The sequence below is a fragment of the Bacillus sp. CDB3 genome (genome assembly GCF_002081505.1).
In the GTDB taxonomy this organism is placed as follows: Bacteria; Bacillota; Bacilli; order Bacillales; family Bacillaceae_G; genus Bacillus_A; species Bacillus_A cereus_AT.
This window is the reverse complement of the sequence record NZ_ALBR01000060.1, coordinates 1-23,824: the sequence shown is the minus strand read 5'-3', so window position 1 is coordinate 23,824 and position 23,824 is coordinate 1. Positions and strand designations below refer to the sequence as shown.

Below are 23,824 nucleotides of genomic sequence, written 5' to 3'. Positions count from 1 at the left end.
GGGAATGCGGATGTTTTCAGTTCAACCAATCGCATTTGTACATAATGAAAGAAAGGAAATAAAAGATGATGAGTGGGGAGATGTAAGATCCTGTATTACTTTAACTGATATGTATACAGAGGAAAGTATACAAGGGATTGAAGACTTTTCCCATATTGAAGTTATTTTTTATTTTCATAAAGTAACAGATGAACAAATTCAATATTCTGCTAGACACCCTAGAAATAATAGTAATTACCCAAAAGTAGGGATTTTGGCACAGCGTGGAAAAAATCGTCCGAACCGAATAGGAGCGACAATTGTTAAAGTGATAAGAAGAGATGGAAAAACAATTGTTGTTGAAGGATTAGACGCAATTGATGGTACACCTATATTGGATATTAAGCCTGTTATGAAAGAATTTATACCGAGAGAAGAAATAAAGCAGCCTGAATGGGCAACGGATATTATGAAACAATATTGGAAGGGGAATAAAGTAAAATGAGAATATATGAGGCAACAATTGCAGATTTAGATGGACTAGCATCGGTTTTTAATAATTATCGCGTATTTTATCGACAAGATTCCGATATTGAAGGAGCAAAAGTATTTTTACGAAATCGAATCGAGAGAAAAGAATCCATTATTTTCGTGGCAGTTGAAGATGGAGAATATATCGGGTTCACGCAACTATATCCATTATTTTCTTCTATTTCGATGAAAGAGTTATGGATTTTAAATGATCTGTTTGTACAAAAGGCGAAGCGCGGAGCTGGAACAGGTAAAAAATTATTAGAAGCAGCAAAAGAATTCGCATTAGAAAATGGTGCAAAAGGTTTAAAACTACAAACAGAAATTGATAATTTATCAGCACAGCGACTATATGCTGAAAATGGATATTTAAGAGATAATCGTTATTTCCATTATGAATTAACTTTTTGAAATACACATAGTTAAATGAGACGTTTTCAAATTGAAGACGTCTCATTTAATTTTTTATTGATGATTTAAAATCCAATTTGTAGCATCTTCAAAGTTTTCTGCAATGTAGTTTGGTTCAATATGTGCCCATTTATCTCGGAACGTATGTAAAGCATCATATCCAGCGCCAGTTTGAACTAATATAGTCGTTGCATTTACTTTTTCCCCAGCAACAATATCCGTCCAGCGATCACCGATTACAGCACATTTTGTTAAATCAAGCCCATGTTTTGCCGCTGCTTGTAGGAGCATACCTGTGCTCGGTTTGCGACATTCACATCCATCACCATGTTTATGAGGGCAAAGGTAAATATCATCAAAACCAAACTCTTTTAATTCTTTCGCAAAATCATTCACGGTCGCTAGTCCATCTGCGATACCTGGTTGATTCGTAAAAGAGAAAAGCTTTATATTTTTTGCTTTTAATTTTTGTAGAGATTCTTTCGTAAAAGGAAATAATGTGAAAGAACCTGGATAATGTATTGTAGTATCACCACCAATTGTTCCGTCACGATCAATGAATATTGCTTCAATGTTTGTCATAGTTATAGTCCTTTCTTTGTACCAGTAGTTTAGAAATATTTTACAAATCGATACCCATTTACTTCATAGCCCAATTTTTCATAAAAGGGGTGTGCTTCTTTGCGGTTCATTCCACTAACAAGCCAAGTACCAATACAGTCATGCTCCTTTGCTAATTGTTCTGCATAATCCATTAACACTTGTCCAATACCTTTTCGACGTATTGTAGAATGAACACTAATAATTGAAATCTCTCCATAACGAGTTACATCTTCTAAATTTTCACGTATACGAAATCCTAGTAATCCAAAAATAGTATTATCTTCCTCATATACATATAAAAAATCAAAAGGGCTCATTTTTACGAATTGTAGACGATTCTTCATATCTTCATTAGAGATAGAGGATCCTTTTAATTCTTTTGTAAGAGAACAAAGTGAATCTATATCATCTATAGTCGCTTCACGAATTTGAACTGACATATGATCAACCCCATTTACTTTAAAATCTTCGAACATTAAATATTCTGTTAAAGTGTTTTTTTTCCTGCTACCGAAACAAATATTTTAGAAATGATATAATACTATATTAAGAGGGATATGTTATCATTTTCCTTGATTGTATTGTAAATGGAAAGAAGGGAAATGTATGCTAGAGGTGAATATCCGCTCAGCTGGATATGAAATTGGTGAAAAGACAGTTCGTGATATTGCATTTGCAATTGAAAAAGGCGAGTTAGTGGCTCTTATTGGTGCCAATGGCGCAGGAAAGAGTACGACAATTAAATCGATGCTCGGTTTGCTAGTCAATATGGATGCTGAAATTTCGTTTGGTGAAAAGAAAAATCCATATGCATATGTACCGGAGCACCCCACTTATTATGATTACTTAACTTTGTGGGAACATATTGAATTGCTAATGGCTGCCCGTGGAAATGAAGTGGGAAATTGGGAGGACAAAGCAAGGGAATTATTACATACGTTTCGAATGGAAAAACATATACACGAATACATATCAAAGTTTTCAAAAGGTATGAAACAAAAGTCGATGCTTATATTAGCATTTTTAACAGAGCCAGATTTTTATATTATTGATGAGCCTTTTATCGGTTTAGATCCAGTAGCTACGAAAGAATTTTTGAATTATTTATATAAAGAAAAAGAGCGAGGAGCTGGAATTTTACTTTGTACGCACGTACTAGATACAGCTGAAAGAATTTGTGAAAGATTTTTACTCATTTCGCAAGGTACATTAGTAGCAGATGGGCATTTAGAGGCGATACAATCGTTAGCAGAAATGCCAGGAAGCACACTGTTAGATTGCTTCGATGCAGTTGTAAGGCGAGAGCAGCATGATTAAACAACAGTTTAATAAAAGGTTACGTCATGAATTACAAAGAAAATGGAAGTCGATTCGTTCTGTTACAGATTGGACAGTCGCATTATATATTATTATTCCAGCACTTATATTTGCGGGGATTTACTATCGTTCACTATGGATGAAAGAATTATCGATGGAAGAGACTGTTTATTTTGGATTAGGCTTACTCGCGTTTTATTTTGTCACATTTTCAAGAGGAGTTCGCTCATTTTTTGAGCAAGCAGATAGCTTATTTTTAATTTCGTATCCAAATCATATGCAAAAATTAATGAGGCTTGGCATGATGTATACGTTTATTCGGATTGCAATAACGAACGTAATTGTAATATTTATTATGTTACCTATATTGATGAAAAGTATGAGAGCGACAAGTATACAAATCGTACTATTTTGGATTTTCTTTACTGTTTTTCGATTTATGCTATCGTTGTTGATGAGATTCATAAATGTACGTGTGGGGAAACGATGGGTTTTATGGATAGTAAAAGATGTTGTATTTTCTATTAGCTTAATTTTTTGGGGAATCAGTATATTTTTTATTTATAAAAATCCGTTGTACTCAGTATTATTTATCGGTCTAGCAGCTTTACTTACTGTAGTCTTAGTAAAAGAAAAGATGAATTATAAAAATTACTTTTTTAAAGAAGTTGAGAAAGAAAAAGAAGAAAGTATGCGCTGGATGAGAGGGATTATGCAAGTTGGTGGACATGCGGCGAAACCGAGTAGTTCGAATAAAAAACCGTGGATGTTCCCTCGGTCTAAAAAGATATTAGGAAAAAAAGCGGATTCACGTATTATTGAATCTTTTTTAAAAGAATTTTTGCGTACAAGTAGTGCTTTAATGTTTTATATTCAAATTGTTTTAATAAGTACTGTAAGCATTATCGTAACTCCGAAGTGGATAACAGCTATTATTCTTGTATTTGCTTTAGTTGCTATTTCTCGCTATGCACGTGATTATTGGAATGAATTTACGAAGAAAATGTTTCTACACTTATATTGTGACGAAGGAAAATTACTATTATTAAGATGGAAGGCGGATCGTTATTTGCTCTTTCCAGCCGTATTCATATACGGGACGGTCATCCTTTCTCAGTTTTATTTATTGCCAGCAGTAATTATTGGGGTTATTTTTATAGTATTCATTGGTTGGATTGTATTTTTACCATAGAAAAAGAGCCGGAAACGGCTCTTTTTCTAGTCTGTAACACATTGATAAATAAAATATACTAAAAGGAGTATGCTTGCGGCGGAGTACATGACATCTAAAGTCATCTGATCGCCTCCTCATTGTTGTTGTATTTATAGTGTATGAAATCTTACAATTTCATATTCAAGTGAAAAATATGTGAACGTTAACAAATTTGTAAAGTGCAAAAATTACAATCATTTTGTATAATAGAAGAAACAATCGTTATATAAAATATAATGAGCGAAAGGGGAGGGAACATAAATGCCAAATTGGTTTAGAAAAACCTTAGTCGCATTAATTACCGTATTTACATTTGGTCTAGTGACGCCTCCTTCCATATTACTTGATAATGCCAAAGCTGCGGACAAGCCTACGAGCACAGCTGGGCAACAAAATTTGGAGAGTACGTCCTATACATATGAAGAAACGAATGATAGGTTAACCACCGATACCTTTATTAATTATGCGATGCAAGAAGCAGAGAAGCAATCTATGCAAAAATTCGGCTCTAAAATTGGGCCTGTAATTGAAGATGAATTTAAAGATGTTGTATTACCTAAAATTGAAGAGGCAATTGCGGAACTTGCCAATGATGTGCCAGAAGAATCGTTACAATCATTAGCGATTTCTCAAAGACCAGCTGGCGGAAATAATGAAAAGATTTTTCATGTTTATGACACGAAAACAGGAAATGATTTACTGCGATTTCATGTGAGGAGAGATCATCCACCGCAAGATGGATATTATTTTAATTTCCACTATCATCGTTTTGATGATGGATACTCAGGACACCATGAGTTAGGAAATATTTATTGGAATACGAATGTGCCGCCGAAATGGCTGTCTTAAAAAAGAACAAGAGAAAATCTTGTTCTTTTTTTATATTTATGAAAGGGTAAGACATTTATGTTGTTGAATAACATATGTTTAGGAAAAAAAGCAAAGGGAGTATGGGGGATGCAAAAATACATTGTTTTTGACTTTGACGGCACATTAGTAGATTCACAAAATATATTTGTACCGATTTATAATCAACTTGCTGAAAAGCATGGGTATAAGACAGTTAGTGAGGAAGAAATTGAGCCTTTACGAAAATTAACTATGTCGGAGAGATGTAAAAAGCTTGATGTACCACTTTATAAACTACCTATATTAGCATTAGAGTTTTATAAATTATATCAACCCGCTATAAAAGATCTCGTTTTATTCCATGGGATGAAGGATGTATTAGATGAATTACATAAAAAAGGATACGGGATTGCGGTCATATCATCGAACTCAGAAGAGCATATTAGGACATTTTTACATAATAATGGCATCGGAAATATACAAGAAGTGTATTGTTCTAAAAACTTATTCGGTAAAGATAAAATGATTAAAAGGTTTTTAAAATCGAAAAAGCTAACAGAACAAGATATGTTGTATGTCGGTGATGAACAACGTGATATAGCAGCTTGTAAAAAAGCTGGTGTAAATGTAATTTGGGTTTCTTGGGGATATGACGTTATTGAAACGGTAAAAGGGGATGCGCCAGATTATATGGTCAATACACCAATAGAAATAATGCAAGTAGTACAGGGAGCGCATTCTTAATATGAATACACTTCGAGCAGGTATTCATCATATTGAATTTTGGGTAGCAAATTTAGAGGAGTCTATTTCTTTTTATGATAGGTTGTTTTCAATAATTGGATGGAGAAAATTAAGCGAAGGAGCATATAGTACGGGAGAAAGTGAAATATATTTTAAAGAAGTAGACGAGGAAATTGTAAGGACGTTAGGACCGAGACATATTTGTTATCAAGCTATTAATAGAAAAGTAGTTGATGAGGTATCGGGATTTTTAGTCGATACTAATGTGAAGATTATACGTGGTCCTATCGAAATAAATCATTATTCGGATGGGTACTATACAATAGACTTTTATGACCCGAATGGTTTTATTATAGAGGTTGCGTATACACCGAATGCGGAAATGTAAGGGGAATAGACATGAAGACAATTACAGCATGGCAAAACAATATACAAATAGTAAAAGATGCAGCGGATATTGAAGAAATTCTCAAAGGTTTCTCACCTGATAAGAAATATATAATTACGAGTGCGAATAATGAAAAATATTTATTTCGGACAGGCGATATAAAAGAGTATGAAAGGAAGAAAATAGAGTTTCAAATTTTAAATGAAATGCAAAATCGTAGTGTGCAAACACAAAAACCAATTGAAATGGGTTTGTTGGCAGAAGAAGGTGTATGCTATAGCATTTTCTCATATTTAGAAGGGGAAGATGCGAAGAAGCTATTGCCTACGTATTCACCAAAAGAACAATATGAGATTGGTATAGAGGCAGGAAAAGATTTAGCAAAAATGCATACATATGAAGCTCCTAAGGATATACTTCCATGGTATGAAAGAGCCATGAAAAAACATCGAAAATATTTAGAGGCATACAAAACATGTGGAATAAAAATAAAAAATGATGATAAAATTATTAAATTTATCGATGAAAATGAAATGTATGTAAAGAACCGCCCGAATCGATTTCAACACGATGATTTTCATTTAGAAAATATAATTGTACGGGATGGGAAATATGTAGGTGTTATTGATTTTAATGGCTATGATTGGGGCGATCCACTGCATGATTTTGTAAAGATTGCATTATTTGCAAGAGACATTAGTATCCCGTATTCAATCGGACAAATAGAAGGATACTTTAATGGTAGAATACCAGAGGAGTTTTGGAAATTATATGCGGTGTACGTTGGTATGACGGTTTTCTCTTCAGTTGTTTGGTGTTTACGAGCAGCGCCGCATATGTTAGATGATACGTTAGAACGTCTTACTATAGTTTTAGAGGATCATAAAGACTTTGAGTTATCAAAGCCAATTTGGTTTCAACCAGAAAAGATTGATATGAAATAGAAAAGGTAGGTGTGATTCACATCTACCTTTATTTTTTACCATTCTTCGTTTTGAAGCAGTTGTAATGCTAACTTTAAATCCACATCTTCTTGTATATGTTCCGGAGTCCAAGGGATATGTATATGCGTTTGTATACCAATTCCGGACATTCCTTCGCCTTTATCTATAATAGAAAGCCGTGAAGTAGGGTAGTAAAGAGCGAATGTATCAGCCCATTCCATTACTGCTAAATTAGAATAATCATTTAAACCAGCAGTTGGACGACCTATTACTTTTACTTTCAATGATTTTTTTGCAACTTCTACAAAAGAATCACCAGAACTTCCGCATGTAACATCTGTTAATATAACTACTCTACTAGGTGATTTTCGTCCGTGTATTTTTAATGATTGAAGTTCTTTTGGTAACCCAGAAGTATCAAATGTAACGAATCCTTTTTTATAATTCTTTTTTAAATCTTGAATAAACATATCAGTGAATAATCTTGAAAGTTCGTCTAAAGAATCATAATCTTCATTTTCGAAGTCTTTCATTCGTAAATGAAAGTTTCTTTCTGTATGATTTAATTGCATTGTATCTGAAGAATCGAAAAGCGAAATCTCTTTGTCTTCAAATAAGTACGGAAGTAAGTTGAAAAAAGCGTCATCACTTCCACCAAGATTCATTCGGACGTCTATAATTAAGTTCGGAAAAGAATCAAGCTCGTTTTTGTATGTATCTATTAATTGATTAACAGCTTCAGTATTTGTGAAGTCTGTCAAAGTAATTAAGAGTGTATCTTCATTATACTTTTCTAATGAATAGTTAGGCGTGTAACCGATTTGTTTATACTTTTGTAAAGGAATAGTTTGGGTTACTCCATCTTCATCTATAATTGTACAATTGGATGACTTCGATAAAGCATAGCCCCATTTTTCACGCTCATAGGTAGTCTCATTTAAATATTTCTTATATTTTATTAATAGCTCAGGAATTTTTATGTTATCTAATGCAAGAATAGTCTGTCCTTTTTTTACTCGTTTTTCTTGGTTAGCTGATGTAATGTATAATCGATCTTCATATCGTTTAACTTGAAACCCAACACTATTAAGTGGTTGTTTTTTTGTAGTCATTTTGAAAAGCATATGATTATCTTTAAAGTCTAATAAGTAATCTCCTACAATTTCAGTAAATTGTACTGGTGTTAACTCTCTATGTTTCTCTAATTGTTCAATCTTGTTTAAATATGGAGTAGGATCGTCCCATCCCTTTTTATCAAGACATCCAGAATAATCGTGGTGAGTAATTGAAACGACTTCTTTAAAAATTTCTGTGTACACAACTTTTCCTCCTTATAATTTAATTAGTTGAATAAAAGAATTCTATACTTTACAATTATTCACCTTTATTTGGATGGAGTTTTCTTGCAAAAATATTACGGCCGAGACATAGTTGTTACCTAGTCATTCATAGAAAAGTAGTTGATGAGGTAGCAAAATTTTAGCTGAAACTAACTTGAAGTTTATACGAGGCCCAAAAGAAATGAATCATTATTCGGATGGTTACTATACAATCGACTTTTACGATTCGAATGGATTTATTGTAGAGGTTGCGTATACAAAATGTAAGGAGAAACTTGACGTCTACTTTATAATATAAAAAGGGGGTGGTTTATTGAAAATCAGGCAAGGCAAATATGAAGAAATAAAATTACGCGATAGAATTCCAGGAATGGTTGAATATATAGAGGACACAATGTTACCTACTGGTTTTCACTATTATATTCCTCCGCACTGGCATAGAAGTATTGAAATTAGCCTAGTCGTATATGGAGAAGTTTTCTTGTATGTGAATGGGCAAAAAAAGAAAGTATCTGCTGGCGAATTTATTTTTGTAAATAGTGGAGATGTTCATGAATTTGAAAAAGTTGAAAATACAAGTTGTGCAGTAATGATGTTAATTATTTCTTATGAATTTCTTAAAGAGCTAAATGAAGATTTTGATAAATATAGATTCAATATAAAGGAATCAGTCGTTCAGAAAACTAACCTCCAGCAAATGTTTTATGAATTAAAGGGGTTAGTCACAAATTCTGATGATTTAACTTACATAAAAATTAATAGTTTAATTTATGAAATTGTTTATATTCTATTACGATATTGCAAAGATGGGGAAAATATAGACAATGATTTTCAACTTGGAAATAGACAGAAAGAAATGATTACGTATATTTACAAACATTATGATGAGGAACTAAAACTGAAAGATGTGGCTAAACATTTTTTTGTAAGTGAAGAACATTTTTCACGTATGTTTAAAAAATCGTTCGGATCAAATTTCACCACTTTTTTAACTAGATACAGGCTCTATAAAGCGTATGAAGATATTATTAGAAGTACAAATTCTATACAAGATATAGCGTTGAAACATGGATTTCCAAATGTGAAATCATTTATTTCACAGTTTAAAGACAAATATGGATATACACCATTACAGTATAGGAAAAATATCATATCAAAAAATGACAATAATCGAATCAAATAGGAACAACAATAAAAATACGTTCCATGGTACATTTTGTACATGGAACGTATTTTTATTTAGTAAACGGGAAGTTATATAATCTCGAATAATGAAAGCGCTTGAATTTAGAGGGGAGAAATATTAGATGACTAGAAAATATGACTTAGACTTATTAGAACAAATTCAAGAAAAACAAGAAACCATCAATGTGCAGGGGGCAAAAGTCTTAGTAAAAAACATACCGGATTGCGATGAAAAAGGAGCGATGGATCCACGCCTTTATAAGGATACGAAGGTTCAAATGAATGTAATGAGGTTTATGCCTAAAAATATGATGAAAATGGATGCTTCTGAAAAATCGGTAAAGAATATGCGAAAACAATTTAATGGAATTAAAAGTGTTCCAATTGTCACTAAAGACATAAATATTGCGCATAAAACAGTGAAAGCGGAAGATGGCTATGATATACCTATAAGAATTTATAACAGTAGTACTAAACGAGAGAATGCACCAATTTTATACTTTATTCATGGTGGTGGATTTATGGCAGGTTCACCAGATGTAGTAGAAGAACTTGTGAAATTGATAGTGGAAAAAACAGATATATTAGCTGTTTCTGTGGATTATCGATTAGCTCCAGAAAATCCTTTTCCAACTGGGCATACAGATTGTTACACTACTTTAAAATGGATTTATGAGAATGCTGGCACATTAGGCGGTGATAAGAATAATATCTTTGTAGCAGGTGATAGTGCAGGAGGGAACTTAACACAGTATTGTACAACTAAAGATTTGGAAGATGGTAGGAAGTACGTGAAGGGACAGTTGCTACTGTATCCTACAATTAACATGTGTGATTATGAAGATGAATTTTATTCTTGGAGTATAGATAAATATGAAATTGCTCCAAAGTATAAAAAAGGATTAGAAAAAATGCTTAATATTATGCATTCAATGGTTGGAGGTATGTCAGAAGTACTTGGTACGAAAGAAATTAATTCTAAGTATTTAAGTCCATATGTTGATGTATCCCCAGACTATCCAAGTACATTTATTACGGTAGGAGAGCATGATTTTTTAATGATAGAATGCTTAGCTTATGCAGCTAAATTAACTAACAAAGGAGTTGATACCGAAACAGTTCTTTATCGTGGTTTAGGGCACGCTTATGGAGATAACGTAGGTGTCTATCCTCAAAGTGAAGATTTAGCAATTGAAATGGGGAATTTTATATTAAAGCATAGTGGAAAGTAGGGAGCATGATGAAAAATAGAAAAGTGATATTAATTGCTAGCTTTGCTATTTTACTATGTATCTTTGCATTTACAGACTTACAAATATCCAATAGTCTATATGAACCAACTAATAAGATTGCTCTTTTTTTACAAGCTATAGGAGAAATTCCAGCGATGCTTATTGCCCTATTTTCTAGTATGTATTTATTTGAAACTAGAAAAAATCAAGGTTCAAGAGGATATTTTCTATCTGGAATTGGCTATGGAGTAATCATTCTTTTGTTCGCTTTTATAGCTGCATGTATGCTAGTACATTATTTAACCATTTCAAAATTCTTAATTCCAATTTTTATGCTTTGCTTTATTGTAGCGTGTTATATGATTTCTAAATTATGGAGTAAATATGATGATGCAAGATTGAGAGACATTGCATTAATTGGTTTATTAAGCGTAGTAATCGTATTAATTACATTTAATCTAATAAAACTAGGATGGGGTAGAGAACGCTATCGTCATATGGTTTCTATTGGATCGTTTGAAGGGTTTTCAAAATGGTTTATACCTCAAGGAATTGCTAAAAGTGATGAGTTTATGTCATTCCCTTCAGGCCATAGTGCTAATGCAGCGCTAGTCATTTGGTTTAGTTTATTACCGGAATATTTCGCTTCACTAAAAAGAAAAAAAATAGGTGTTTGGATTCTCATTCTTTTGTGGATGATAGTAGTGCCAATTAGTCGTATTATGGTAGGGGCTCATTTTGCTTCAGATGTTACAGTTGGAGTCGCTATTTCAGTAACTGTGTTTATGTGTTTGAAAAAATTTATTTGGAGGGATAAGAAAATTAAAAGCACCAATAATCATGAGATTCTTTCACATTCAGTAAAGCAATAACAAGAAAGTAATGTCCCATGAAGAATTATTTTGAGATTATATAATGATTGTAATAAGCTGTTATTTGATGAATTAGCATACGAATTATTTTAAACCATTTATTTAATTAGATAACGAAGTGGTTTTAGATGGAATTTCTATTTGAGAAAAAATAGAGGGAAGCGAAAGTTTCCCTCTATTAAATTTACTATTTCCCTCTGATCTTCCTGCATTTTTAATTACGGCTTTGGCAGCTATTAAGATTTATTTTCTAATCGCACCAGACATATAAGCTTTATACGCATCATATGCTACAAAACTTGCACCGATTGCAAAACATACCCAGTGCCAGTGCCGTTGGAATCAACACCCATTACAGGGGGATTACCCGTATACTTATCAAGATTTATTAAGGTAATTTAATCAAACCTTATTCTAAGGCTACAAATATATCAAAGACTGTTTTTTTCTTATAGAGATAAGATTTTCGCTCATTTTTATGTTAGAGATTGAACAAACGAAGGAAGATTTTTGATAGAGCTTGGGCATTTTGTACACAGTAGAAGAATAAAATCGTTGGTGAAGTAAATGTGCTAAAAGTTATTGTGAAAACTGAACAGCCTGAGCGTTAAAGCATTGATTGAGTCTTTCTGGGCTCATAAAAATGCCTGTGTTAGCTTCTAATCAACTATATAATTATGTCAATGAAGTATGAACTATGTTTTAACTTAACCGAATACATAGGGCCACTAAATCTTGTGTGCGGTATTTATTTTTTTAGTTCACAAATTCTGTATTTCTAGCTAATTTCTTTAAAGCATCATGTGGCACATATCTTTGCAATTTAATAGGATATGTGGACTAAATACCCTCTACAATTGATAAACATGGTATGTAAATATTTTCTTGCTATCGGAGGGATTTCCTAATGGTTGATAATATACAACAACTTATTCAAGAGCATAGACAATTTTTCTATCATGATTTTACAAGAAGTCTTCAATTCCGGCTTAAACAGCTAGAAAAGTTAAAAAAATCTATTCAGAAATATGAAAATCAAGTGTTGAGCGCATTATATCAAGATTTACACAAAAGCGAGTTTGAAGCATATGCTGCAGAAGTTGGTTTCGCATTTAACAGTATCAATTTTATAATGAAATACCTAAAACAATGGATGAAACCTCAAAAAGTAAAAACACCTATTCATTTTACACTATCCAAAAGCTACATAATAAAAGAGCCATATGGTACCGTGCTAATTATTGGACCTTTTAATTATCCATTCCAATCATTAATTGAACCTCTCATTGGGGCAATTGCGGCAGGAAATTGTGTAGTCCTCAAACCTTCAGAAAATGCACCAAATGTTTCAGCTGTAATTAACAAAATAATAAGTGAAACGTTTGATGAGCAATACATTCGTGTAATTGAAGGAGGTAGGGAAACAACTTCTTTATTGATTCATGCACCATTTGATCATATCTTTTTTACTGGTAGCATTCAAGTTGGGAAAATTGTCATGGAAGCTGCGGCAAAAAACCTTGTACCAGTAACATTAGAACTTGGTGGGAAAGGGCCAGCTATTGTCGATGAAACTGCTAATCTCGATATAGCAGCCAAGCGTATTATCTGGGGGAAATTCATAAATGCTGGGCAATCCTGTATTGCACCTGATTATGTTATTGTACATAAAGCTGTCAAGGTAAAACTGATTTCGAAAATGAAAGAAAGCATTACAAACTTTTATGGATTAGACGTATTAAAAAGCAATGATTACGGTCGAATTGTTAATGAGAGACAATTCGATAGACTTAGTTCTATATTAGAACAAGACAAAGATTATATAATCTTTGGAGGGAATTCATCTAGAAGCCATTTATATATTGAACCAACACTTCTTGAAGTAAAATCATGGGATGATGCAGCTATGGAAGAGGAAATTTTCGGACCGATTTTACCAATTATGGATTACAATGATCTAGATGAAGTCATTCATATGGTTAACGACCATCCAAAACCATTAGCTTTGTATGTGTTTACTGAAAATAAAAATGTTGAAAAGCAGGTATTAGGACGAATTTCTTTTGGAGGAGGATGTGTCAACGATACAATGTCACATATGGCTAATCTTCACTTACCTTTTGGTGGAGTAGGAAAAGCAGGATTCGGTGCCTATCATGGGAAACATAGTTTTGATGCTTTTACACATCATAAAAGTATTTTAAAGAAAAGTTCAAGGATAGAGTTAGGATTTTTATTTCCACCGTATAGGAACAAAATAAAAATTTTGAGAAAGATTTTTAAATAATACGATCTGTTAAGTATTCATGTTGATATTAAAGAAGAAATAATAAAGGGAGTCCGGTAGAATGGACTCCCTTTACCTTGTAACGACCTAATCTATTTGTTTAGCTATGGTTATAGCTTTTATAAATGTATTAAATGCTTCTTATGTCGATATGATATCCTTTAGCTTAATAACAATTATGTCAAATCACCATTATTTAGTGAATGTAAGGGGTTGAGTACTTAAAGTTGTAGGAACATGTAATTGAAGTTTCGGAAACTCACCATTTACATTCATATCATAAGCAAATAAAAGCCCCATCTTCATTTGGAACAAATTAATTGATGCAGAGAAAATGTCATAATGATGGTGTTTTAGCTGAAATTCCATATCCCAAAATTGTACATGTAAGGAATCATCTTGCTTGAATACTTGTATTTTTCCATAAGCAGGGTGTTCAAAAGTTCCAGTATAAGCATCTAATGCATGGGAAGGGCTAGTTCCTTTTATTTGTTCAGGAAGGGATGCAGTTGCTTCTTTCATCATTTCCTTCATTTTTTCAGTATCTTCTACAGCACGTTTATGCCAATCGATGCCTTCTAATTCAAGTAGATCGTCATAAATTTGGTTAGCAAGATAAGTAGGGAGTAATGTGCCTCCAGCATTCGTTAAAATGACAAGGCCTACATTTTCTTTTGGCATGAATGAAACAAGTGCCGAAAATCCATCAATATTACCGCCATGATGAATCACTTTATTACCACGATAAGCGCTAATAAACCAACCAAGGCCGTAACTATTTAATGGAGATTCAGGGAGTGATAGAATTGGTTGATCTGGAATGGAATTGTGTGGTGTATACATTTGTTGTAATAATTCAGAGGAGATTAATTCATGATCTCCAAACTTTCCTTCGTTTAAGTGAAGAAGTACCCAATTTGTCATATCTTCAATTGTAGAATTAATACACCCAGCAGCGCCAACTGTATCAATGTTACGGAATGGAACTTCTTTTATTTCACCGTCATTTCCAACGTAAGGTAAAGCGTGATTATCTGTATTTTGTGAGTCTGTAACAGAGAAGTTTGTTTGATCCATATTTAAAGGCTCTAAAATATGTTCTGTAACATATTGTTCCCATGTTTGATTCGTAATGTTTTCTACAATATAACTAATTGTCGCATACATTAAGTTGTTATAAAGAAATGCTGTGCGGAACGGAGCATCAAGTGATAAATGTTTTATTTTTTCTACTATATCTTTTCGAGTTAAAGAAGAGCTGTACCAAAGAGCATCATGACGACTTACCCCAGTACGATGAGAAGCTAAGTCTCGTCCTGTAACTTGTGAGCTAGCAAGTAGTTCAGATAAAGAGAAGTTAGGTATATAACTCTGGACAGGAGTATCCCAATTAAACTTTTTTTGCTGTGCTAATAAACTTAATGAAAGTGTGCCAAAAGCTTTCGTTGAGGAACCAATTGCGAACCGAGTACTCGGTGTAACAGCCTCTTTTGTCTCTATATTACGATAGCCGAAACCTTCCGAAATAATAACTTCACCGTCTTTTATAACAGCTACAGCAGCACCAGGAACATTTAAATCCTTCATCATTTTTTCAACCGTTGTTTGTAAAGAAGTCATAACAGGAGTTTCAATTTTAGACATACTTCTAACCTCCAAATATAAATTTTATCCTACCGCACTATACTTTCGGTAATAGAAAATGAAAACCTTTATAAATGTGGAAAGTTAATAATTTTGTAAGAATGAATGAAATTATTATTTATTTAGAATTTTATTTTTATTATAATTAATTTAAATTAATTATAATAAAAGATGGTGAAGAAGCGTGTTAATAATAAAGAAAGTACTTTGCGATAATAAAATTAATCCGATAGGCATAGATTCAAAAGGTGTTAAAATTAGTTGGCAGCTTGAGTCGAATAACCGAAATGTAAAACAACGTGCTTATCAATTGCAAGTTGCGAAGGATAAAGGTTTTGAAAATATAGTATTTGATTCACAGAAAGTAGAAACAGATCAAAGTTTACATATACCGATCAATTCATTTCTATATAGAACGGAGACACGCTATTTTTACCGAATAAAGGTGTGGGATAATCATGAAGAAGAGTCATCTTGGTCAAAAGTAGCATTTTGGGAGACTGGATTACAAAGTGACGATTGGACGGGAAACTGGATTGCTGCGAAAAACGAGCGAACTCAAGTTATGTCATTTAATAAAAATTTTACTATTAAAAAATTAGTTAAAAAAGCACGTTTATTTATAACAAGTTTAGGATTATATGAGGCTTCTATAAATGGAGAGCGTATTGGAGAGTGTTACTTTACTCCTGGATGGACAAGTTATGATAAAAGGGTACTGTATCAAACGTATGATATAACGCATTTATTAAAGGATGAGCACAATGTTATTTCTGTGCTGGTAGGTAATGGGTGGTATAAGGGGCCACTTACAATGCATCATGTACGTAATTATTACGGGGAAAGACGTGCGACAATTGCTCAAATACATATAACATATGAAGATGGGGCGAAAGAAAAAATTGTAACAGATGAAACGTGGAAGGTAGCAAAAAGCCCTATTTTATATTCGGAAATCTATGATGGTGAAGTTTACGACGCTAGGTTAGAAGAAAGTGGACAAGAGTTTGAGGATGTTGAAGTAATTGAGCATTCTAAACAAATAATTGTTGGACAAGAAAACGAATCGATTCGTAAAATGAAAGTCATAAAACCAATCTCTATTTCAAAACTACCAAATCACGAGTGGCTCATTGATATGGGACAAAATATGGTAGGGTGGGTGCGATTTACAGTCCGTCATGTTTATAATGGGCAAAAAATAGAATTACAACATGCTGAAATATTAAATAAAGACGGTAGTTTTTATACTGGAAATCTCCGAAAGGCAAAACAAAAAATAGTGTATATTGCAAAAGGAGAAGAAGAGGAAAAGTTTGAACCTCATTTTACATATCAAGGTTTTAGGTATGTGAAAATAAGTGGATTAACTCAGCCACCTCAATTAACAAATTTTGAGGGGATCGTATTACATACTAACATGGAAAAAGCGACTGAGTTCGAAACGTCCAATCCATTAATCAATCAGCTTCATCATAATGTGGAATGGTCCCAAAGAGGTAACTTCTTTGATGTGCCGACAGATTGTCCTCAGCGAGATGATCGACTTGGATGGACTGGGGATGCGCAAATGTTCATCGGAACAGCTACACAATTAATGAATGTTCAATCGTTTTTTAAGAAATGGCTTCAAGATTTATCGTTAGATCAAAATGTTAATGGGGCTGTGCCTTTAGTTATTCCGGATGCGTTTGGAAAAAGAGAAGCTTTTGATCTTGATACTTCTGGAGGTTGGGGCGATGCAGCCATTATTTGTCCGTGGGTTCATTATTTGCATTACGGGGATGTATCGATTTTAAAAGAACAATATGACAGTATGAAGAAGTATATAGATTACATACGTTCACAAGGTGATAACGAGTATACATGGGATACAGGTTATCATTTAGGAGATTGGCTTGCATTAGATACGAAACCAGATGTATATGAAGGCGGAACAGACAAGTATTTTATTGCGACGGCTTTCTATGCGTATTCTACATCGCTTTTACAAAGAATTGCTGAGATTTTAGGTGAAAATACAGATGCTAAGTTTTATGAAGAGTTACACGCAAATATTGTTCAAGCATTTCAAAATGAATTCGTTACACCAAATGGTAGATTAATTTCAGATACCCAAACTGCCCACGTATTGGTGCTTTTGTTTGAATTGGTAAATGATAATGTGAAGGAGAAAATATTTAATCGCTTAATTGAGCTTTTAAAAGAAATAAAAATCATTTAACAACTGGTTTTATAGGAACACCGTATTTGAATTTAATATTAAGCAAGTTTAAACGTCATGACCTTGCTTGTAAGCTTCTTTTTCATGAAGATTATCCATCTTGGTTATATCAAGTGAAAAAAGGTGCTACAACGATTTGGGAACATTGGGATGGTGTGAAAGAAGATGGAACACTTTGGAAGGATAGCATGAATTCTTATAATCATTACGCATACGGTTCTATCGTTGAATGGATATACCGATATATTGTGGGGCTAGAAGTGAATGAAACAAAGCCTGGATATAAACATTTTTATATCCAACCTCATTTTGATTCCAATCTAGAATGGATTAATATAAAGCGTGAAACAGCGTATGGAGAAATTAAAATTGATTGGCGTGTAGAACATGAACAAGTTATATTAAATGTCTCAGTACCAGCAAATACTACAGCAACGTTACGAATTCAGGAAGTTGAATGGGAAACGAGAGATAGGATTGAAAAGGAACTAGGATCGGGCGATTATGAATTTACATTTTGTAAGAAAATAAATGAGGTAGAATTCTGTTAATATAGAAATGTTTTTTATTAATTTGGATTATTAAATTCGATGTTTTTCATGTTATGATAAATTGCATATAAGATTGAAAGAAGGTTTTCTTACATATGAAACATGCTGAATATGAATACTTAAATTTATGCCGTCATGTAATGGAGCACGGTACGAAGAAAGAAGATCGTACGGGGACAGGTACTGTATCTGTATTTGGTTACCAAATGCGTTTCGATCTAAGTAAAGGATTTCCTTTATTAACGACAAAGAGAGTCCCATTTCGCCTTGTAGCAAGTGAACTGCTTTGGTTTATGAAAGGTGATACAAATATTCGTTATTTATTGCAACATAATAATAATATTTGGAATGAATGGGCGTTTAAGGGCTGGGTAGAAAGTGACGAATATAATGGCCCTGATATGGCAGATTTTGGTCTTCGCTCACAACAAGATGAGGAATTTAAGAAGCAATACGATGAGCAAATGGAATTGTTTAAAAAGAACGTTCTAGAAGATGATGATTTTTCGAATAAATATGGTTATTTAGGAGACGTATACGGAAAGCAATGGCGTGCTTGGAAAACGACAGCTGGTGAAACGCTTGATCAACTAAAAGATGTAATTGAAATGATTAAGAAAACACCAGATTCACGTCGACTAATTGTTTCTGCTTGGAATCCTGAGGATGTACCAAGCATGGCTTTACCGCCTTGTCATACGTTATTTCAATTTTATGTAGCAGATGGAAAGCTTTCTTGTCAGTTATATCAAAGAAGCGGTGACATATTCCTTGGAATTCCATTTAACATCGCAAGCTATTCATTACTGACACATTTAATTGCACATGAATGTGGTCTTGAAGTTGGCGAGTTTGTTCATACAATTGGAGATGCACACATTTATACAAATCATTTTGAACAAGTAGAAAAGCAATTAGCACGTGAACCACGTCCATTCCCGAAACTTACATTAAATCCAGATGTGAAATCTGTGTTCGATTTTGAAATGGAAGATTTAACGATTGAAGGATATGATCCACACCCAGCAATTAAAGCACCGGTTGCAGTGTAATTGTAGAGGAGATGAAAAAATGATTATTTCATTTATGGTCGCAATGGACGAAAATAGAGTAATTGGTAAAGATAATAATTTACCTTGGCGTTTACCAAGTGAATTACAGTATGTAAAAAAAACGACGATGGGCCACCCGCTTATTATGGGCAGAAAGAACTACGAAGCGATTGGTAGACCGCTGCCTGGAAGACGTAATATTATTGTAACGCGTAATGAAGGGTATCATGTTGAAGGCTGTGAAGTAGCACATTCTGTAGAAGAAGTGTTTGAACTATGCAAAAATGAAGAAGAGATCTTTATTTTTGGCGGAGCGCAAATTTATGATCTCTTTTTACCTTACGTAGACAAGTTATATATAACAAAAATCCACTATGCATTTGAAGGGGATACATTTTTCCCGGAAATAGACATGACAAATTGGAAAGAGATTTTTGTAGAAAAAGGTTTAACGGATGAAAAAAATCCGTATACGTACTATTACCATGTATATGAGAAGCAACAATAATAATAAAGATTGATGTGAAAATTTGCATCAATCTTTTTATTTATATTCATCGATATAAGTTTATAGATGATATTCGATAGTGCTATAATGAAATATAGCATGTGAAAATGCTAAAATTTTCAAGAGTATTAAGATAGAAAGAGGAGGAGAATCGGTTGAGAAAAATATGGGGGATTCTTTTTCTTTGCTTTGCATTAATGCTAGTCGGATGCGGCAAAGAAGAAAAGCCACAAGAAGCGTTTGATACATATGCAAAAGCGTGGAATAAGCAAAAATTTGCTGATATGTATGATCAATTATCAGAAAATGCAAAAAAAGATATTTCAAAGAAAGAGTTTACTGAGAAATATGAAAAGATTTATTCTGGTATCGAAGTGAAAGACTTAAAGGTAGAAACAGGGGAAGTAAAAGAAGATAAAAAAGATGAAGGCCCTGTTCCTTTTAAGGTAAGTATGGATACAGTTGGTGGTAAAATCACTTTTAGCCATGAAGCAAAAATGGTGAAAGAAAAAGACGGAGATAAAGAATCATGGAAAATAGATTGGACTCCTGATTTTATATTCCCAGGTATGACAAAGGATAGTAAAGTGCGTATGCAGACAACACAGCCAAAACGTGGTGAAGTTTACGATCGTAATGGAAAAGGTCTTGCGACGAATGGTAAAGCTTCTGAAATCGGAATGATTCCAGAAAAATTAGGAGATGCTGCTCCACAAACGAAAGAAACTGTAGCGAAGTTGTTAAATGTGTCTGTAGAAGAAATTGATCAGAAACTAGCTGCTAAATGGGTAAAACCAGGGTATCTCGTACCAATTGGAATTTTACCTGAGGGGGAAACGCAAAATACGTACATTGATTTACCAGGTGTTGCAACAAAACCAGTAAATGTTCGTTCATATCCATTAGGAGAAGCAGCAGCACATCTTACTGGTTATATTGGAAAAGTGAATGCGGAAGATTTAAAAACGCTACAAAAGAAAGGCTATCAAGCTGATGATCCAGTAGGTAAAGCTGGTTTAGAGCAAATATTGGAAGAAAAGCTACGTGGTAAAAAAGGTGGCCGTGTCTTCATGGAAGATGCACAAGGAAAAGAAATTAAAAATTTAGCGAAAACAGATGCTGTTGATGGAGAGAATGTAACTTTAACTATTGATAGTGTTGTACAAGAAAAAATTTATAATGAAATGAAAGGAGAAGCTGGATCAAGTGCAGCAATCAATCCGAAAAGTGGAGAAACGATTGCGCTTGTGAGTAGTCCAGCGTACAATCCTAATCTTATTGCGAGAGGGACATCAAAAGCTCAACGTGAAGCTTGGAATAATGACCCGAAAAAACCAATGACGAATCGATTCACACAATTATCGGTTCCAGGCTCTGTATTTAAGCCTATTACAGGGGCAATTGGTCTTGAAACAAAAACGATTGATCCGAAAGAAGAATTGAAAATTGAAGGATTGAAATGGACGAAAGATTCTTCTTGGGGTAATTATTATGTAACACGTGTAAAAGATGCAAATCCGATTGATTTTGATAAGGCGATGAAATACTCGGATAATATTTACTTCGCACAAGAAGCTTTGAAAATAGGTAAAGATAAATTTATGACTGAAGCGAAAAAATTCGGATTCGATGAGAAATTACCAATCGAATACGGATTCCCTGCTTCTAAAATTGCAAATGACGGCATTAAAAATGATATTCAAATGGCAGATACAGGATACGGACAAGGAGAAGTCTTAATGACTCCTCTTCATTTAGCCTTAACGTATGCACCAATTGTCAATGATGGAACGATTCCCACGCCGTACATCATTAAAACAGATAAACAACCAAAAGCTTGGAAAGAAAATGTGATTTCTAAAGGGAATCAGGATATATTAAAAACAGCATTAACGAAAGTAATTAACGATCCAGATGGTACTGGAAAAATTGCTAAAATTGATGGTATGACTCTTGCTGGTAAAACAGGAACAGCAGAATTAAAAGCATCAAAAGAGGCAGAAGGAAAAGAACTAGGTTGGTTTGCTGCGTTTGATTTAAATTCACCTGATATGGTCATTACAATGATGATTGAAGATGTAAAAGGTAGAGGTGGAAGTAATATTCCGGCTGAAAAAGTGAAACATGTTTTTCAAAAGTAATGATTAATAAAGACTATCTCCATGAAATATGGAGGTAGTTTTTTTATTGGTTAAAATCCTAATGCTTATATACAAAAAAATAAACAATAGAATTCTTATTAACTTACGAAAAAAAAGCAGCTATTTTTATTGACATTAAGTATGACTTTTTGTATTATACTTACATAAGGTAAGTTATTTACTTTTGAATTATAAATCTTGAATTAAAGATAAATTAGAAAAAGGGAGAGAATACAATGACAAAAGTACTATTTATCACAGCAAATCCAAATTCAGCAGAAGGTTCTTTCGGTATGGCAGTAGGAGAAGCTTTCATCGAAGCATATAAAAACGAACATCCACAAGACGAAGTTGTAACAATTGATTTATTTAATACAACTGTACCAGCAATTGATGCAGATGTATTTGCTGCTTGGGGTAAATTTGCAGCAGGTGAAGGTTTTGAAACTTTAACGGAAGCTCAACAACAAAAAGTTGCAGCAATGAACACAAACTTAGAAACATTTATGCATGCAGATCGTTATGTATTCGTAACTCCAATGTGGAACTTTAGCTATCCACCAGTAGTAAAAGCATACTTAGATAACGTAGCAATCGCAGGTAAAACATTCAAATATACTGAAAATGGTCCAGTTGGCTTATTAGAAGGCAAAAAAGCACTTCACATTCAAGCGACAGGTGGCGTTTATTCTGAAGGAGCATACGCAGCTGTAGACTTCGGTCGTAATCACTTGAAAACAGTATTAGGATTCATCGGTGTAAATGAAACTGAATATATCGCAGTTGAAGGTATGAATGCTAATCCTGAAAAAGCACAAGAAATTAAAGAAGCAGCAATTGCTAATGCACGTGAATTAGTAAAACGTTTCTAATATAGAATACTTTAAAAATGTCCAAACACTTGTTGTTTGGACATTTTTTCTTCTTTTTCCTTCGTTTGTCTAGTATAATGAAGGTCGGAATGATAATAGGTGGGGGTTCTGTATGATTCAAACGTTTTTTAAAATCTTTTATTTAATTTTAATCGTAATTGCGATTACACCAAGACTGTGGCGTATTAAAAGAAAAGCAAATACGATGTCACCGCAAGAAAAAGATAGTGTTGTGTATAAAACAACAAACTGGTTTGGTAAGAAGATGGTGCGTGTAGCCGGGTCGACTGTAGAAGTAAAGGGACTTGAAAATGTACCGAAAGACAAGCCAGTACTAGTTGTAAGTAATCATCAAAGTAATATGGATATTCCTGTTTTACTCGGTTACTTAAATAAGCCAATTGGATTCGTTTCAAAAGCAGAAATTAAAAAGTTTCCGGTTGTACCAACTTGGATGGAACTAATGAATTGTGTGTTTATGGATCGCAGTGATCGTCGTCAATCTCTTAAAGCAATTAAAGATGGAATCGAGCTATTAAAGAACGGACATTCTATCGTGATTTTTCCAGAAGGAACAAGAAGTAAGGGCGGCGAAATAGGAGAGTTTAAAGCTGGTAGTTTTCACCTTGCAGTAAAATCTGGCGTAGCTATTTTACCAGTAACGTTAGACGGTACATATAAAATGTTTGAGGCAAATGGAAATCGTATGAAGCCGGCACATGCAACGGTAACAATTTCTAAGCCAATTACACAAGAAGAATATGCAAGTATGGATATTAAAGAATTAACAAAACATACACAAGACGTTATTGCATCTCAATTACATAAGTAATAAAAAAAAGTTATATATATACGTATACTTAGTTATTACGTTACTTACGTTACGTTACGTTAGTACGTAAGTAACGTAACGTAACGTAACGTAAACGTAACGTAA

Annotated in this window: 21 protein-coding genes and 3 pseudogenes; 19 read left to right on the top strand and 5 right to left on the bottom strand. The window is 33.5% G+C overall.

Annotated features, from left to right (window positions below; all coding sequences use genetic code 11):
* Positions 1 to 10 precede the first annotated feature (10 nt).
* Positions 11 to 484 carry an SAM-dependent methyltransferase gene (locus tag CDB3_RS13355; RefSeq protein ID WP_000493231.1) on the top strand — a complete coding sequence of 158 codons (474 nt, stop codon included), beginning with the start codon at positions 11 to 13 and terminating at the stop codon, positions 482 to 484.
* Positions 481 to 921 carry a GNAT family N-acetyltransferase gene (locus CDB3_RS13350; protein WP_128854826.1) on the top strand — a complete coding sequence of 147 codons (441 nt, stop codon included), beginning with the start codon at positions 481 to 483 and terminating at the stop codon, positions 919 to 921. The genes CDB3_RS13355 and CDB3_RS13350 overlap by 4 nt, the downstream gene beginning before the upstream one ends.
* Positions 922 to 975: 54 nt before the next feature.
* On the opposite strand, the gene CDB3_RS13345 is transcribed toward CDB3_RS13350, so the two are convergent.
* A complete protein-coding gene (locus CDB3_RS13345) occupies positions 976 to 1,503 on the bottom strand; it encodes an HAD-IIIA family hydrolase (protein WP_128854825.1) in 528 nt (175 codons plus the stop codon).
* A 29-nt stretch (positions 1,504 to 1,532) separates the two neighbouring features.
* Positions 1,533 to 1,964: a GNAT family N-acetyltransferase gene (locus tag CDB3_RS13340; RefSeq protein WP_128854824.1), complete on the bottom strand. Its 432-nt coding sequence runs from the start codon at positions 1,962 to 1,964 to the stop codon at positions 1,533 to 1,535.
* Positions 1,965 to 2,130: 166 nt separating this feature from the next.
* Here CDB3_RS13340 and CDB3_RS13335 point away from each other — a divergent pair, with 166 nt between their 5' ends.
* The 6 genes from CDB3_RS13335 (at position 2,131) to CDB3_RS13310 (ending at position 6,979) form a co-directional block, all read left to right on the top strand.
* Positions 2,131 to 2,841 (top strand): ABC transporter ATP-binding protein, encoded by a 711-nt coding sequence (locus CDB3_RS13335; RefSeq protein ID WP_128854823.1) that lies wholly within the window; start codon positions 2,131 to 2,133, stop codon positions 2,839 to 2,841.
* Positions 2,834 to 4,033, top strand: a complete 1,200-nt coding sequence (locus CDB3_RS13330) for an ABC transporter permease (RefSeq protein WP_128854822.1) — start codon at positions 2,834 to 2,836, stop codon at positions 4,031 to 4,033. The genes CDB3_RS13335 and CDB3_RS13330 overlap by 8 nt, the downstream gene beginning before the upstream one ends.
* Positions 4,034 to 4,315: 282 nt before the next feature.
* A complete protein-coding gene (locus CDB3_RS13325; protein ID WP_097831932.1) occupies positions 4,316 to 4,903 on the top strand; it encodes a YpjP family protein in 588 nt (195 codons plus the stop codon).
* A 108-nt stretch (positions 4,904 to 5,011) separates the two neighbouring features.
* Complete coding sequence (locus CDB3_RS13320) at positions 5,012 to 5,647, top strand: HAD family hydrolase (protein ID WP_128854821.1); 636 nt, start codon at positions 5,012 to 5,014, stop codon at positions 5,645 to 5,647.
* Position 5,648: 1 nt separating this feature from the next.
* Positions 5,649 to 6,035, top strand: coding sequence for a VOC family protein (locus CDB3_RS13315; protein WP_128854820.1), 387 nt, complete (start codon positions 5,649 to 5,651; stop codon positions 6,033 to 6,035).
* An 11-nt stretch (positions 6,036 to 6,046) separates the two neighbouring features.
* Positions 6,047 to 6,979 carry an aminoglycoside phosphotransferase family protein gene (locus CDB3_RS13310; protein WP_128854819.1) on the top strand — a complete coding sequence of 311 codons (933 nt, stop codon included), beginning with the start codon at positions 6,047 to 6,049 and terminating at the stop codon, positions 6,977 to 6,979.
* Between the two features lie 35 nt (positions 6,980 to 7,014).
* On the opposite strand, the gene CDB3_RS13305 is transcribed toward CDB3_RS13310, so the two are convergent.
* Entirely contained in the window at positions 7,015 to 8,298 is a 1,284-nt protein-coding gene (locus CDB3_RS13305; protein ID WP_128854818.1) for a S41 family peptidase, read from the bottom strand.
* 95 nt (positions 8,299 to 8,393) lie between these two features.
* Between CDB3_RS13305 and CDB3_RS13300 the strand changes: the two are divergent.
* The 4 genes and pseudogenes from CDB3_RS13300 to CDB3_RS13285 all read left to right on the top strand — a co-directional run.
* Positions 8,394 to 8,617 (top strand): annotated as a pseudogene (locus tag CDB3_RS13300) (VOC family protein); the annotation flags it as partial.
* 15 nt (positions 8,618 to 8,632) lie between these two features.
* Positions 8,633 to 9,502 (top strand): AraC family transcriptional regulator, encoded by an 870-nt coding sequence (locus CDB3_RS13295; RefSeq protein WP_128854817.1) that lies wholly within the window; start codon positions 8,633 to 8,635, stop codon positions 9,500 to 9,502.
* 124 nt (positions 9,503 to 9,626) lie between these two features.
* Positions 9,627 to 10,736: an alpha/beta hydrolase gene (locus CDB3_RS13290; RefSeq protein WP_071745210.1), complete on the top strand. Its 1,110-nt coding sequence runs from the start codon at positions 9,627 to 9,629 to the stop codon at positions 10,734 to 10,736.
* Positions 10,737 to 10,744: 8 nt separating this feature from the next.
* Positions 10,745 to 11,608: a phosphatase PAP2 family protein gene (locus CDB3_RS13285; RefSeq protein WP_128854951.1), complete on the top strand. Its 864-nt coding sequence runs from the start codon at positions 10,745 to 10,747 to the stop codon at positions 11,606 to 11,608.
* Positions 11,609 to 12,121: 513 nt separating this feature from the next.
* On the opposite strand, the pseudogene CDB3_RS33245 reads toward CDB3_RS13285, so the two are convergent.
* Positions 12,122 to 12,436: pseudogene (locus tag CDB3_RS33245) on the bottom strand (IS4 family transposase); the annotation flags it as partial.
* Between the two features lie 79 nt (positions 12,437 to 12,515).
* On the opposite strand from CDB3_RS33245, the gene CDB3_RS13280 reads away from it, so the two are divergent.
* A complete protein-coding gene (locus CDB3_RS13280) occupies positions 12,516 to 13,895 on the top strand; it encodes an aldehyde dehydrogenase (protein ID WP_128854816.1) in 1,380 nt (459 codons plus the stop codon).
* A 192-nt stretch (positions 13,896 to 14,087) separates the two neighbouring features.
* On the opposite strand, the gene CDB3_RS13275 is transcribed toward CDB3_RS13280, so the two are convergent.
* Complete coding sequence (locus CDB3_RS13275) at positions 14,088 to 15,539, bottom strand: serine hydrolase (protein ID WP_128854815.1); 1,452 nt, start codon at positions 15,537 to 15,539, stop codon at positions 14,088 to 14,090.
* A 184-nt stretch (positions 15,540 to 15,723) separates the two neighbouring features.
* Between CDB3_RS13275 and CDB3_RS13270 the strand changes: the two are divergent.
* From CDB3_RS13270 to CDB3_RS13245, 6 genes and pseudogenes are all read left to right on the top strand, one after another.
* A pseudogene (locus CDB3_RS13270) lies at positions 15,724 to 18,314 on the top strand (family 78 glycoside hydrolase catalytic domain).
* A gap of 95 nt (positions 18,315 to 18,409) precedes the next feature.
* Positions 18,410 to 19,366 (top strand): thymidylate synthase, encoded by a 957-nt coding sequence (locus CDB3_RS13265; RefSeq protein ID WP_128854814.1) that lies wholly within the window; start codon positions 18,410 to 18,412, stop codon positions 19,364 to 19,366.
* A 19-nt stretch (positions 19,367 to 19,385) separates the two neighbouring features.
* Positions 19,386 to 19,874, top strand: a complete 489-nt coding sequence (locus tag CDB3_RS13260; RefSeq protein ID WP_097831940.1) for a dihydrofolate reductase — start codon at positions 19,386 to 19,388, stop codon at positions 19,872 to 19,874.
* 155 nt (positions 19,875 to 20,029) lie between these two features.
* A complete protein-coding gene (gene pbpC, locus CDB3_RS13255) occupies positions 20,030 to 22,015 on the top strand; it encodes a penicillin-binding protein 3 (RefSeq protein WP_097831941.1) in 1,986 nt (661 codons plus the stop codon).
* Positions 22,016 to 22,251: 236 nt separating this feature from the next.
* The gene (locus CDB3_RS13250; protein WP_128854813.1) at positions 22,252 to 22,887 is read left to right on the top strand and encodes an FMN-dependent NADH-azoreductase; all 636 of its coding nucleotides are present in this window, start codon (positions 22,252 to 22,254) and stop codon (positions 22,885 to 22,887) included.
* Between the two features lie 112 nt (positions 22,888 to 22,999).
* On the top strand, positions 23,000 to 23,719 hold the full coding sequence (locus CDB3_RS13245) for a lysophospholipid acyltransferase family protein (protein WP_128854812.1): 720 nt from the start codon (positions 23,000 to 23,002) through the stop codon (positions 23,717 to 23,719).
* Positions 23,720 to 23,824 lie beyond the last annotated feature (105 nt).